At 55.6% G+C, this 12,513-nt stretch carries 10 protein-coding genes and 1 pseudogene; 6 read left to right on the top strand and 5 right to left on the bottom strand.

Going from position 1 to position 12,513, the window contains the following annotated elements; translation table 11 throughout:
* The first annotated feature begins 1,435 nt into the window (after positions 1 to 1,435).
* Complete coding sequence (locus tag DJFAAGMI_RS01520) at positions 1,436 to 1,633, top strand: hypothetical protein (RefSeq protein WP_211455680.1); 198 nt, start codon at positions 1,436 to 1,438, stop codon at positions 1,631 to 1,633.
* Positions 1,634 to 1,656: 23 nt separating this feature from the next.
* Here DJFAAGMI_RS01520 and DJFAAGMI_RS01515 read toward each other — a convergent pair whose 3' ends face one another.
* The 3 genes from DJFAAGMI_RS01515 to DJFAAGMI_RS01505 all read right to left on the bottom strand — a co-directional run bounded on the left by DJFAAGMI_RS01515 (position 1,657) and on the right by DJFAAGMI_RS01505 (position 3,056).
* On the bottom strand, positions 1,657 to 1,872 hold the full coding sequence (locus DJFAAGMI_RS01515) for a hypothetical protein (protein ID WP_211455679.1): 216 nt from the start codon (positions 1,870 to 1,872) through the stop codon (positions 1,657 to 1,659).
* Between the two features lie 110 nt (positions 1,873 to 1,982).
* Positions 1,983 to 2,435, bottom strand: a complete 453-nt coding sequence (locus DJFAAGMI_RS01510; protein ID WP_211455678.1) for a hypothetical protein — start codon at positions 2,433 to 2,435, stop codon at positions 1,983 to 1,985.
* A 189-nt stretch (positions 2,436 to 2,624) separates the two neighbouring features.
* Positions 2,625 to 3,056 (bottom strand): hypothetical protein, encoded by a 432-nt coding sequence (locus DJFAAGMI_RS01505; protein ID WP_249333686.1) that lies wholly within the window; start codon positions 3,054 to 3,056, stop codon positions 2,625 to 2,627.
* Positions 3,057 to 3,943: 887 nt separating this feature from the next.
* Between DJFAAGMI_RS01505 and rdgC the strand changes: the two are divergent.
* A pseudogene (rdgC, locus tag DJFAAGMI_RS01500) lies at positions 3,944 to 4,569 on the top strand (recombination-associated protein RdgC).
* 78 nt (positions 4,570 to 4,647) lie between these two features.
* On the opposite strand, the gene DJFAAGMI_RS01495 reads toward rdgC, so the two are convergent.
* Together DJFAAGMI_RS01495 and DJFAAGMI_RS01490 are read right to left on the bottom strand one after the other, a co-directional pair.
* Positions 4,648 to 6,006, bottom strand: coding sequence for an EAL domain-containing protein (locus DJFAAGMI_RS01495; RefSeq protein WP_349305223.1), 1,359 nt, complete (start codon positions 6,004 to 6,006; stop codon positions 4,648 to 4,650).
* A gap of 1,579 nt (positions 6,007 to 7,585) precedes the next feature.
* The gene (locus tag DJFAAGMI_RS01490; RefSeq protein WP_211455676.1) at positions 7,586 to 8,494 is read right to left on the bottom strand and encodes a LysR family transcriptional regulator; all 909 of its coding nucleotides are present in this window, start codon (positions 8,492 to 8,494) and stop codon (positions 7,586 to 7,588) included.
* Between the two features lie 193 nt (positions 8,495 to 8,687).
* Here DJFAAGMI_RS01490 and DJFAAGMI_RS01485 point away from each other — a divergent pair, with 193 nt between their 5' ends.
* From DJFAAGMI_RS01485 to DJFAAGMI_RS01470, 4 genes are read left to right on the top strand one after another with little or no spacing between them, the layout of a single operon-like run.
* Complete coding sequence (locus DJFAAGMI_RS01485; protein ID WP_211455675.1) at positions 8,688 to 9,872, top strand: porin; 1,185 nt, start codon at positions 8,688 to 8,690, stop codon at positions 9,870 to 9,872.
* Positions 9,873 to 9,902: 30 nt separating this feature from the next.
* Complete coding sequence (locus DJFAAGMI_RS01480) at positions 9,903 to 10,916, top strand: tripartite tricarboxylate transporter substrate binding protein (protein ID WP_211455674.1); 1,014 nt, start codon at positions 9,903 to 9,905, stop codon at positions 10,914 to 10,916.
* Positions 10,917 to 10,926: 10 nt separating this feature from the next.
* Positions 10,927 to 11,739, top strand: a complete 813-nt coding sequence (locus DJFAAGMI_RS01475; protein ID WP_034371496.1) for a cyclase family protein — start codon at positions 10,927 to 10,929, stop codon at positions 11,737 to 11,739.
* Positions 11,736 to 12,311 carry a cupin domain-containing protein gene (locus tag DJFAAGMI_RS01470; protein ID WP_211455673.1) on the top strand — a complete coding sequence of 192 codons (576 nt, stop codon included), beginning with the start codon at positions 11,736 to 11,738 and terminating at the stop codon, positions 12,309 to 12,311. The genes DJFAAGMI_RS01475 and DJFAAGMI_RS01470 overlap by 4 nt, the downstream gene beginning before the upstream one ends.
* Positions 12,312 to 12,513: the final 202 nt, after the last annotated feature.

Raw genomic sequence — 12,513 nt, 5'->3', positions numbered from 1 at the left:
CATTAGCTGTCGTCTTGGTTATCTGGCCATCGCGGTCAACGACTTTGAGAATCCCGAGAACAACGGCGCCCTCCTCAAGATCATGGCCCACTGCGCGATAGCGATGGCCAGGATCAGACTCTCGATTGGGCCGAGCACCCCGCTGACCGACATGTCGCCACTGCATAATGGAGATTCAAAAATGTGAGCATTTAGCCAACATGTGGCACGTATATGCCCTCCCTCGCAGGGCTTTAGCGGGGCCTCAAGAAAGAGCTTGGCGCTGAAAAACTAAACCGGGCGTGGAGTTACGTAGCCCTAGATACCGCCACCGACAAACCGCAAGCCGGGTGGTTCGCTCTTTTTCTTGATGGGGTGCCAGGGGTCGGCTCCTCGGTTACTAAAAACCAGGCCTGCAAGGGCCTGGCTGGAAAACTGCAAGAGGGCAATCGCACCGGCCACAGGTGCCCGTCATGACCACTCCGGAAAAGTAGCGGGGCTATCCGGTGTGACCTACTCAAGCAGGTACTACAGCCCAGGAATGGGCCTGCGCTGCCGTCGATTAGAAGCACGGTGCGCGCTGTGCGTCGTGGCGAAAGCGGTCACACCAGATGGCGCAGCCCCTTTCCTAACCCAAGTGCGCAAACCTGTAGCCGGCCTCTCGTCTGGTGAACCGTAGCGCCATCGCCGCACTCCTGCCTCACTGAACCGTGAGTTCACCCCGCTGGTCGGGCCTTTTATTCAGCGGTACTGGCCACAGTTCAGTACTGCGAGCGCCAGCGGTCATCAGGGCGTCTGTCGGGCCTGTAAGGTCTCTGGTCTCGGTCGTTATCCCAGCGACCCTGCTCGTATTCATAACGCCCCCCACGATCGTTGTCGTAACGGCCTCCGTGGCCGTGACCGTAGTACCCATCGTGCGGAGCAACGATGCATCCACCCAATGATGCAGCAACGGCCAGCACAGCAGCCAGAGCAGACAGTTTCTTCATGGCAACTCCTAGTTGGTTGTTGCCACCAGTCTAAAACTCATAGTCAGACCGGCCTGTAAACAAATATTCCCCTATACCTGCCATCAGTAACGGTCTTGATATCAGCCCGCAGCATTCGCTCGCGGGCTCTTTTGCTTTGCCTACACGAAATCCCATGTCTACCCGTACCGACCACCGACCCGTTGATGAAGACCTCGTGCAACGCCTGCGCGAGAAGAAAGCCTTGTTAAATGGCCGTGCATCCACACCCTGGCTCTTGCGCTGCGACTAGCGGCCCTGCTCCTTCCTGCACGCACCGGCGCTTGGGGACAAGGCTACTGATCGCTCTACAGTGGCTGCTGACCCTGTTTGGTTTTTATGCCTGATCGCTGCGGCCGTGGTGATGGCACTCACGCCCGGTGCATGGCAGATGTAGACGTGACCGCCGCAAGGTTAATCGCTGCTCGCGCAGCGCTACGGAGCCACTCATGAAAACTATTCTTGAAGGCCTGACTCTCATCGTCGCCCTCTTCATGGGACTGGCCTGGCTGACCAACCCTTGGGCCCAGGCGGATGAACCGTCCTTTCCCGTCAAGGCAATGCGCAACGAGTTCGTGTGCCCGGGCATACATGCCCAGTGGCTGGACGACAGGACCGTGCAATGCCTGACAGAAACGCACATATGACCATGGCGCTGCCTGCGCTTCCACTACATATTGCTGCGCACGAAGAACGGGCCATCCCCGCCAGTCCATGGTTGCATGTTTCGGCCGTACATCCAGCGATCACTGTCTGCCCCCATGCTCATGGAGCCCATGGGCTGGCTGGCGCCCTGGGCTGGCATCGAGCCCGAATCACGCCCTGGCATCATCGAACACCCGGCCAGCATGCTGGCAACTGCCGTAATCAGAAGTAGCGCTTTCATGACAACCCCTTGAGAAAGTGAAGTCTCTCAGGCTAGTCCCGCTGCGCCCCCGGCTTGTAAGTTCTTGTTGAACCGCCGATTTGCCTACCCAGTTCGTATGCTTGAACCGCTCAGGGGCTGCCTTTGAACATCCTGTCCCGATGGGCGAGCAGGGTGCGGGTCATCACCTGATCCACCGCATACAAGTACTGGTCATTCGCCAGTTGCCCGCGGCCGTTGGGTGCGAGCCAGGTTCGTCCTCGCTGCGACACGGATGCAGCGTAGAAGTACTCGTCCAGCGCAGTGCCTGTATACGTCGCGCCCACAGCAATACGATGCGACGCAAAGTCCAGGTAAAGACAGAAGTCACGCGGCGCTCTCCAGCAGTCGGACACCGCGCTAGTCAAACCTGATACGCCGCCCTGCTTGTAGACCTGCAGCGAGTCAGACACGGCCTTCCTCACATCGCTGGCAATGGAGCTGGCTTCCTTTGCCAGTACTCCGCCAGACAGGGTGACCAAATAGATGGATGTCAGCAGGCACGCAAAGGCTTTTATTTTCATGACATGATACACAAACAGCATCTCCACTCACTCAAGTTGCTATCTGTGGTCAATTTTGGGCCTGGCGGCGTCTTGAATTATTGCAGTGCAGCAAGAAATACACCGAATTTTCATTCAGCCGGTTATTTTTGGAGTAGCACTAGTCAGGGCTGCCATGCTGAAGTACTGAACGGAAACCCTGGCTGGCCTGAAATAGGCACCGACCAGAAACTACTGAACCCTGAAAGTCATTTTTTCTTGCTGGGTACGCAGCAGGCTATCCATGACTTGTTCTACCGCCTGCAGATATTGGACATTGGCTGTGGGGCTTCGGGCACTCAGCGAGAGCCAGGCATGTGCCCGCTCCAACGAGGCCGACGTGTAGAAATACTTGTCAACAGCCGTGCCGCTGCGGTTCGCATTGGCAGCAATCCGCTGCGAAGCCACGTCCAGATAAAGACAGAAATCACGCGGCTGTCGCCAGCACTCCGACACCGTCCCCTTCAGCCCCGCCATGCCATGACCTCGATAAATCCTCAAAGACTCTGAAGCGGCTTTGTTGACCTCACTGGCAACAGCATTTGAGCTCTGCCCAAAGCACTCCAAAGCAAATGAAGTAGTGCAAATTGCCGCTATACCAACTGCAATAGCTCTGAATTTCATGGCCTGCTTCGATTATTAAAAACGCAATTTAGCTATCTCATTTTGATAGCAATCAAGTCATTCTCTTGAGCCTAACCGGTCGAATTATTTCAATTTTTAGTGGAAAACCATAGTCACATCAGCGGGGATTGGCCACCGCGCTCAAGACGCTTAATCAGTTATGCGCATTCTCAACACTTGGCAAGGTGATCTGCAGGCGCGCAAGGATGCCCGGCAGCATGCCGGGGGCTGCACAGCAAGATCACTGCGCCCGAGATGCACCCATGCCTTTACCCTAATAGCCCCAACCATGTCCGCCCGGGTAGGTAGCTCCGCCGCTCAATCCCGAACCTGGCCATGGCCACAAGCTGCCTTGATTTTCATGGCCCTCATTGCCGCGATCTGGAGCCTTCTCTCTGCCCCAATCATTGTCAAAGTCGCTTGAGCGGCCTGGCTGCGGGATTTCGTTGTTTCGAAGATCCTGATCTGCATTCCTCTCCTTCTGGTGGGGGCCCGGCTTCGCGCCCTGACCGTTCACAGGCGCCTGAGTCGCGCATCCAGCCAGCATCAAGGCGACCGCAGCCAGTGCAAATAGCTCTTTCATGGCAGCCCTTTCTACAAGTGTTGCTGCCAACAGCCTATCCCTCTCAGGAAGCATCTATGTAAGGCGATGTTCGCCTGTAAGAGTTCATCAACTCGAAGAACGCCCACCAACGGCGGACTCATTCAGGAGCAGCGATGTTTAAAAACATGAGCATTTACCGCGTTGCCGATCGCTAGCAAGGCGGCCCGCAGGCGCTAGAGGATGCCATCTTTGACGAATGTGGCACCACACAGAAGCACTCCGCCAGTTGGGCACCGCCGCGCGGTGAGCAGTACGGCCCTCTGATCGAATCCTTGGACGGACAGTGGCTGATGCGGTGCGCTTCAAGACAGAGACCAAGGTGTTGCCGGCCAGCGTACTCAATCGCAAGGTCAATGAGAAGGCTGAGCACATTGAAAAAACGAAGGCCGCAGCCCGGCAAGAAAGAGCGCCGCGAACTCAAGGACGAGGCCAAGCTGGACCTGCTGCCTATGGCCTTCACCAAGCAAGACGGTATGTGGGTATGGGTCGACCTGCAGGTCCGTGTACTCAGGTCGTGGACACAAGTGCCCAAAGCCGCGCCGATGAGATCGCCACGCTGCTGGTTGAAGGCCTGCCCGGCTTGCGGTGACGTTGGAGGATACGCAGGCCAGCCCACAGGTGGCCATGGCACATTGGCTGATCACCCAGGAGCCACCCACAGTCTTCACTGCCGACCGCGAGGCAAAGCTGAAAGCCTGCGACGAATCCTAGGCTGTCGTGCGCTACGCCCGCCACCCCTTGGGTATTGACGAAGTCCGCCAACACATCAAGCACGGCAAGCTCCCCACCAGACTCGCCATGGACCAGGGAGGAGCGGGTGAGCTTCGTGCTTGCCGAAGGCTGCCAGATCAAGGACATCGCACTGCGGGATGCGGCGATGGATGGCAACAGCCAGGACGACGGGGGTGAGCATTGCCACGGGCGAGCTTTCACGCCTGATTCCCGATCTGATGGATGCACTGGGGGGGAGAAGCTCGCCCCAGCCGATCAGCCTCCGCGCGACCTGATGGAATCTGTCAAGTCTGAGGCCGGATTGGGGCGTCCGAAGAGATAGCCCTGAAATTGCGAATATCCCAGATCAACGAGCATGGTGTGCTGGCTGTGATCTTCAACCCCCTCGACGATAGCCTCCATCCCCATCAGCTCGGAAATCTCCAGGATCTTTTTAAGCAGGTTCTTCGAGGACTCGCTTGACTTGGCATCCTTGATGAACTGCCTGTCGATCTTGATTTTCTGGACCGGCAAAGACTTCAGTATGGCGAGCGATGAGAACCCAGAGCCAAAATCATCGAGAGCCCATCGGATACCAAAGTCTCTCAACTGCTGAATTTTCAAACTTGCTTTTTCAGCATCCATGCTCAAAGCTGACTCTGTCAGCTCAAGTTCTATCAAGCCTGGATCGACTCCCGCCGCCTGTACAACCTTGATGACATCAGACACAAAATCATCATCAATGAGTTGCACCGGACTCACATTGACCGCAATGTACTTATTCTGCAGCAAGGGATCTTCAGACCACTCTCTCAGCAGATGACAGGACTGACGCAGAACTTCCAGCCCAATATCTCTGATCACAAAACTCTCTTCTGCCAGTGGAATAAATTTGTCCGGAGATAAAAGACCACGCTCTCGATGCATCCATCTAACAAGAGCCTCTGCCCCCAAAGGCTTGCCATATTTATCCACTTGAACCTGATAGTGAACCACTATTTCATTCTTGGAAACAGCTTGCGCCAGACTGAATGCCAAGTCGACCTTTTCATTCAAATTGGTTATATATATTTTCAGTATACAGGCCAGAACCAGCGTGGAAAACAGATAGTTGCTGATGCAGCCAATCCATCGGATATTCTCAGGAGGAGAAATACTGGACACATCCATATCCATGAGTCCGACGCCGAAGATTGCGAAGAGAATCAAACATAATCTTGGGAAGATGATCCCCATATATTTGTCTTTCTGATTAAAGACAAATACCACCCCAATTGCCAGCGGCAAAAAGTACACATGGGCAGAGCGCGGAACATCTTCGATAGGACTGTCAATCAAAGAGATGGCGATCACGATCAACAGCAGTGCATGCGCTATACCTGCAAGATATTGATAGCTGAATTTCTTGGCCGAAAAATAAGAACAGACACCGACAAAAAACAAAGCTACAAAAATTAAAGCCAGATCAATTCTTGAGAAAAACGAATAGCATATAGTCCAGAAAATTCCGAGAGAGGTACATACCAGAGTATTCAACTGCAGAAGCAGTCTGATTTTTATGGCCCGATCACTCTTCGGAAACTTCTTTCCCAGCCACTCCACTTCTCTATAGTGAGCCTGCTCTTTATTTTCCACATCTACCAATTTAAATTACTCCATGCTTTTAAACCAAGTAGATGTTGCCAACCTACAAACAATCCCCTTCAATCATATATTACAATTTGTTTCAATGCATTATTTTTTTACTATACATCTTTTTCAATTGATAGTGAGTCCATTGATTTCATATAAATGACATTTTGGCTACGCGCAGATATAAGCCGCGCGACCTGAAAGCAAATGCTCTGCGACCAAGAGCCGACTCCATGCCAGACCACAAAGGCTGACGCGTTTCAGGCGTCCAACCCGGAAAACGACAAGAAGAAAACAGACGCACGAGCGCGTTGCCCAAATGGCACAAAACACAGGCGACAAGCAGCCATCTGATGATGCAGTCCAGCAATGCAAAGCGATGGCCATCAAGACCGGGCTGGCGTCAATTGAACCATCTCTTAGAACCCGCATGAAATAAAGATTCTTCAGGATCCATTTTTCGTCTGTACCCCACTTTGTACCCCCACCTTGGTTTTGGTACCCCGCTTTGCGCTAACCCAGCCCTGAGCATCTGATCTTCACTTAACCCCCTTAGAGAAGCCACGCAACAGTCCGACAACGCGGCTCGAATTACCCGCACCAGGGGGACCGGGGAAGGACCCGCCCTACTTGCCGACGACCTCGCTCCCTCGCAAGACGGGAAAGCAGCGACAAACATTCCATAAAGGAATCAGTTGCACAACATGCCGCGTGCATGTCTTTGGGGATATGACCAAAAATCTTGGGAACACTGGGAACAAGCCAAAAAATTCAATCTAAGTTGTTGTCACCATTTAACAAAAGTGTTCCCAAAATCACTTTGGGAACAACCGTTTTTCCTGGGAACACTGGGAACAAATTGGCCAAAATCTACGATTTGGAAGAGTAAAAGCTAATCAAAATACTCTTCTCTTGAGACAAAGCGGCTGACTCCTTTGCTTTTCTGGTGCCGACTTCAATCAATCAGTAAATCAAACACTGCACAAAATTAATTCCATCGCAGAATAAATCTTCCCTGCCTATCCCTTCGATGCTCGGCTGCCTTTCCTACGGCAATCAAACGGCATGGGCATGCTTAGATAGTTGCCTGCCAACGCACCGGGAGTCCCGAGGCCCGACCTATGGACGTACCACTTCGTCTTGCAATTGGACAAATTGCCAGCCCAATGCAAAAAACCCAAGGCTGTGACGCCTTGGGTTTGCCCATACCAGCATGCACTTCAGCTGTACCGGCAACAGCTATCCAATTCACGGGTTGCGGCTTACTGCATTCGATTGTGGATTCAACCGATCAGTACCTAAGCCCGGTCAAGGCCTGACTGGCACAGGTAGTCAATTCAACCGGAATAGCATTGCGCCACATCTTTCTTTATCGCAAAAATGTATTAGGCACACCTCAATACCCCCCCCCCATTTGAGATTCTTGGTGGGTGCTTTTTAGCGAATCTACCGCCGTTCTTCTTGACACTGGGCCCGCAGCTTTATACCCATCTGAGTCAATCAGAGCTCATGTGTACTCATCATGGATTCATGATGCTCAGGTTTGTAGTCGGCACACTCTTTCCATTCGTCCATTGCGGACTTAGATGGTGCGGCCAATGCGAAAAGCAAGTTCACGCATCCACTGAAGCGCTGGGTCGGCATCGCGGTGTCGATGCCATTGCAGTGTCTGTACCAGCGTGGGTACCTCGATAGGCGGCGGCCAGAGCCTGATCGGCAGCACTTTTTCCGCCTGTAGTGCCACCCGCCTATGCACCGTGGCGATGCGATCGGTTCCGACGACCATCTGAGGTAGAGCCGCCATGCTGGGCGCGGACACTTCGACCTTGCGATTGATGCCGAAGCGGTCGAGAAACCAGCCATCGAATGCCGCGCGCTGCTGGCCCGTGGCGTAGTTCGCGACGACATGCCCGCATTCGAGGTAGTCGTTGAAGGTGAGTTCCTCTTTGATATTGCTGTGACCCGACCAGGTCACGCACAAGTACTGCTCCTCGAACAGCGGTGCGCAAGGGTGGTCCACTGCTGCGAACTGCTCAGGAATGATCAGCAGATCGGCATCCCCTTGCTCGAGCTGCTCGGCTGGCTTGTCATTGAGCGAGCGCAGCTCCAGACCGATTCCCCGTGCCTGTTGGTAGAGGGCCTCGAGCAAGGGGGGAATGAATACTGCGGTCGTGAAGTCCGAGAGCAGCAGCACAAAGGTGCGCGTGGACTCCGCGGGGTCAAACAGCGGCGGTGTGGTGATCGTGCTGTCTATGCGCATCAGAACCTCGCGCACAGGCTCGATGAGACCCAACGCGCGCGGTGTGAGCACCATCTGCCGCCCCTGTGAGGCAAGCAATTCATCACCAAAGAAATTTCGTAGTCTGGCCAGCGCATTGCTCATCGCGGGCTGGCTCAAATGCAGGCGTTCTCCTGCGCGGCTGATGTTGCGCTCTGCAAGCAGCGCATCCAGAGCAACGAGCAGATTCAGATCGAGTTTGTTGAAACGCATGTCTTGAAGTTTGGGCTCAAGCGCAAGCCTGCAATTTCAGCAGCTCGCCACCCCGGGTTTGCAATGATATTCACCAAATGGATCCCTGGAATCTAAAGAATCCATTTCAGGAATATAAGAGAAATATCCAGAATCCGCTGCGTCGCGCCTGTTCCTGACCGGGCGACATACAAAAACATCAACGGAGACAAACATGCAAAACAGTGCTGAGCTGCACGACTTGACAGCGCCCATGCGCAACCATGCCCCCACAACCATGCTGACACTGGTCGCCACGCTTGCAGCTATGGCCTGTTCCAACGTGTATGCGCAAGGTGTGCCAGGACCCAGTCTGCAGTTTTATGGCTTGATCGATGCAGCAGTTGGACGCTTCGAAGGGGCAGCAGCTGGAGTCAATGGGCGCGATCGCGGAACTGCGAAAGTGGACGGTGGCGTCATGTCGACAAGCCACTGGGGTATTCGTGGCACCGAGGATTTGGGAAGCGGGCTTACCGCATCATTCGATTTGTCTGCCTTTGTGCGCAACGATACGGGAGCTTTCGGGCGCAACGACGCGATTCCAGCGCCGGTCAATGTTGCTGCCGATCCGATGTTCTCTCGTGCCGCATGGATCGGTCTCGCGCATGCCACGTGGGGGCGCGTGCGCCTTGGTAACGTGACTTCGTTGATGTTCATCAACAGCGTGTCCTCCAATGCCTTTGGCGACTCCACCGTGATTAGCCCACTCAACCTCACCACCATGATCGGCAGCCCAATGACCGGCGGCACTGGCTGGGCGAATTCACTGGTCTATGACAGCCCGGTATGGAGAGGCGTCAGCGTTTCTCTGGCCCACGGCTTCTCGGAGAGGCAAGGCGGTAGCAACAATGCGCTCCGTGTTGCCTATGCACAGGGCCCTGCTGCGGTTTCTCTTGCAATGCAAAGCGTCAAACGCGACCCGCTCACGTTTGCCGATGGAACATCACCTAACAACACACGTACCTGGCAACTCGCTGCCTCCTACGACTTCAACGCTGTCAAATTCTTTGCCCATCTTGGCGGCATACAGAATCGTGGCACAGCTATGCAACCGCTGGACATCTCCTATCGACTCTGGGAGCTGAGCGCTGCCGTTCCCGTGGGTTCAGGCCAGTTGCTGGCCGGATGGGCTTCGCGCCGAACGGGCGACGCCGTGGCGCCAGTGCCCGCTACTGCTGCTGGTGGAAATCTCGTGCGCAAGGTACTGACCGTGGGCTATGACCATCAGTTGTCCAAGCGCACCGACGCTTATCTGGTGCTGATGCGTGATCAGACGCGCACCCAAACGACAGGGGCTCCATCACAGGTACTCGAAGCACAGGGAACGAGCGTCGCCTTGGGCGTGCGCCATCGGTTCTGACACGGGCACAGAAATACAAGGAGAAATGCAATGAACGAAAAAAATCAACAAGCCGCTCCGTTGGGAATGAATCGGAGATCCCTGATGGTGACATTGGCCGCGGCCACCGCAGGGCCTATTGCACTGGCACAGTCAGGGCGACATGTATCCATAATCGTTCCCCAGCCGGCTGGAAATCCCAGCGACGTTTTCGCACGCAAGCTTCAGGGTTCAATGCAACGCGCATTGGGTCAGACCGTCATTGTCGAAAACCTTCCTGGTGCTGGCGGTGCGATTGGTGTTCAGCGCATGCTTAATTTGCCTGCCGATGCAATGACCGCAGTCATGGTCTCGCAGACCGAGCCCATCCTCACACCTGCGACGCTGGCCAGCGTGCGTTACAAGCCAGAACAGATGCGGCCAGTGGGTCTGCTGGGCCGCACGAGCTATGTTCTGGCTGGTAGACCTGATCTGCCGGCAAAGAGTCTTGCTGAGCTGCTGTCGTTGGCACGCCAAGCGGATAAAGCGGGCAATCCGCTGAGATTCGGCCACATCGGCCAGGGATCAATGATTCACCTGATGGGCGCACAATGGGCGCGCATGTGCGGCGTTCAGCTGTCCCATATTCCCTACCGCGGTGTCCCGCCTGCAGTGCAGGACCTCGCAGGCTCTCAGATCGATCTGTCGTTCGTGCCGCTGGGGGGCTTGGCCTTCGATCTGATAAAGACAGGCAAGTTACGCGCGTTCGGCAGCACGGCTGACCAGTCTCCCGCACTTCTGCCAAAGGTAGCGCCGCTCAAGAATCAAGCCCCTGAACTGCGCACATTTGTACATACCGCGTGGGGTGCACTGCTGGTGCCGCGCGGGGTTCCTGACGCCGCGATCAAGCGCCTGCATGCAGCCTTCGACGCCGCGATGAGCGACGCTGACGTCCAGGATTTCTTACGCAGCCAAGGTACCGACCCACAAGCACCCATGAGCTTGGAAGCGCTCGACAAGTTCTATCAATCCGAGATCCAGATCCATCAGGCGCTGTCGCGCGCCGTGGGCGTGGTGCCCGAATAAAGGTATCCATATGAAAAAGCCACACCGCCGCTTTGTCGATCTCTCCATTTACTTGGAAAACGACGTTCTATCTGACCCGCCGCCACTAGCACCCAGGATCACCTACCAGAAGCATCAAGATACGCTGGCAGAGTTCATCGCGATGATTCCGGGTACGACGCCTGAGGACTATCCCGATGGCGAAGCAGCTGCTGCCGAGTGGGTCACGTTGACTACGCACAACGGCACCCACCTGGATGCCCCCTGGCACTTCCATTCAACCCAGGACGCCAAGCTGGGCGGTTCTCGGCCATCGATCACGATCGACGAAGTGCCACTTGAGTGGTGTTTTCAGCCAGGCGTGAAGCTTGACTTTCGCTACTTTCCCGATGGCTATGTCGCGACCGCAGCGGACGTGGAAGCCGAACTCAAGCGCATTGGCCATGAGATTCAGCCACTGGATATCGTAGTCGTCAACACACGTGCCGGAAGCCGCTACGGCAATGCTGACTACCTGGGCGCCGGTTGCGGCATGGGCTATGAAGCGACGATGTACCTGCTCGAGCGCGGCGTGCGCCTTACGGGTACGGACGCCTGGAGCTGGGATGCGCCTTTTTCATACACCGCTGCCAAGGTGGCGGAGACTGGCAACAAGGCCCTGATCTGGGAGGGTCACAAGGCCGGACGCGACATCGGCTACTGCCACCTCGAGAAGCTGCACAACCTTGAAGTGCTACCACCCACGGGCTTTCTCATCAGCTGCTTTCCGCACAAGATCCGTGGCGCATCCGCAGGCTGGACGCGTGCGGTCGCCATTTTTGAAGATGAAAACATCGCGCCATGAGCTTGCCGCCCATCGAACGCATTGTCACTGGCCACGACGACCAGGGTCGCGCCATCATCACATCGCACGGGCCACTGCCCACAACAGTAGAGATCGCAGCCATTCCTGGGACGGTATTCCACGAAGTCTGGGCCACCCATGCCACGCCAGCGCCGGTAGATAACGGCACCGACCCGACACTTGCCGCGCTGATGCTGCCGCCACCTCAGAACGGCACACGTATCCGCTTCGTCGACATTCCGCCCGATACCGCAGAGCTCCTCGCGCAAGACAGAAGCGAGATGCGGGACGCCTTCACCCAGATCGGCGATGCAGCCGCATCGACCGTGCGGGCGGATTCGCCGCACCCTTTGATGCACCGCACTCAGTCGGTTGACTACGGCGTCGTCATCGAAGGCGAACTGACCCTGGTAATCGACAGCGGCGCGGAGGTGCTGCTGCGCCCGGGCAGTGTTGTTGTGCAGCGCGGCACCAACCACGCCTGGGCCAATCGTTCGAGCCGGCCCTGCCGCATGCTGTTTGTGCTGGTCGACGGGACTTATGAACCTGAAATTGCCTCACTGCTCAAGTGATGCAGCTTCGCTGCCTGGAGCACCCCAAAGCAGTGCCACTCAATCTGTCTGACCCCGTCCAGCGAGAGGAGGTTCGGACAGAACTTCGATACGATTTCACCGACACGCAGCTTCTGCGCTCGAGCAGAAGCTGCGAATATCCAGATTTGCTCAGGCCATGACTACATGCCCCTGCACTGCAACATCTTTGCTTGCCCGCAGG

The sequence above is a fragment of the Comamonas brasiliensis genome (genome assembly GCF_018292285.1).
In the GTDB taxonomy this organism is placed as follows: Bacteria; Pseudomonadota; Gammaproteobacteria; order Burkholderiales; family Burkholderiaceae_C; genus Comamonas; species Comamonas brasiliensis.
Note: the sequence above shows the minus strand (reverse complement) of the source record. Positions and strands in the feature narration are given on the sequence as shown.

What these genes read in the sequence shown, in the direction of transcription:
- DJFAAGMI_RS01510 (WP_211455678.1), bottom strand. Translation starts at nt 2,435, where the DNA reads ATGCTGTTTGTGTATCATGTCATGAAAATAAAAGCCTTTGCGTGCCTG.
- DJFAAGMI_RS01515 (WP_211455679.1), bottom strand. Translation starts at nt 1,872, where the DNA reads ATGAAAGCGCTACTTCTGATTACGGCAGTTGCCAGCATGCTGGCCGGG.
- DJFAAGMI_RS01480 (WP_211455674.1), top strand. Translation starts at nt 9,903, where the DNA reads ATGAACGAAAAAAATCAACAAGCCGCTCCGTTGGGAATGAATCGGAGA.
- DJFAAGMI_RS01470 (WP_211455673.1), top strand. Translation starts at nt 11,736, where the DNA reads ATGAGCTTGCCGCCCATCGAACGCATTGTCACTGGCCACGACGACCAG.
- DJFAAGMI_RS01520 (WP_211455680.1), top strand. Translation starts at nt 1,436, where the DNA reads ATGAAAACTATTCTTGAAGGCCTGACTCTCATCGTCGCCCTCTTCATG.
- DJFAAGMI_RS01485 (WP_211455675.1), top strand. Translation starts at nt 8,688, where the DNA reads ATGCAAAACAGTGCTGAGCTGCACGACTTGACAGCGCCCATGCGCAAC.
- DJFAAGMI_RS01490 (WP_211455676.1), bottom strand. Translation starts at nt 8,494, where the DNA reads ATGCGTTTCAACAAACTCGATCTGAATCTGCTCGTTGCTCTGGATGCG.
- DJFAAGMI_RS01475 (WP_034371496.1), top strand. Translation starts at nt 10,927, where the DNA reads ATGAAAAAGCCACACCGCCGCTTTGTCGATCTCTCCATTTACTTGGAA.
- DJFAAGMI_RS01505 (WP_249333686.1), bottom strand. Translation starts at nt 3,056, where the DNA reads ATGAAATTCAGAGCTATTGCAGTTGGTATAGCGGCAATTTGCACTACT.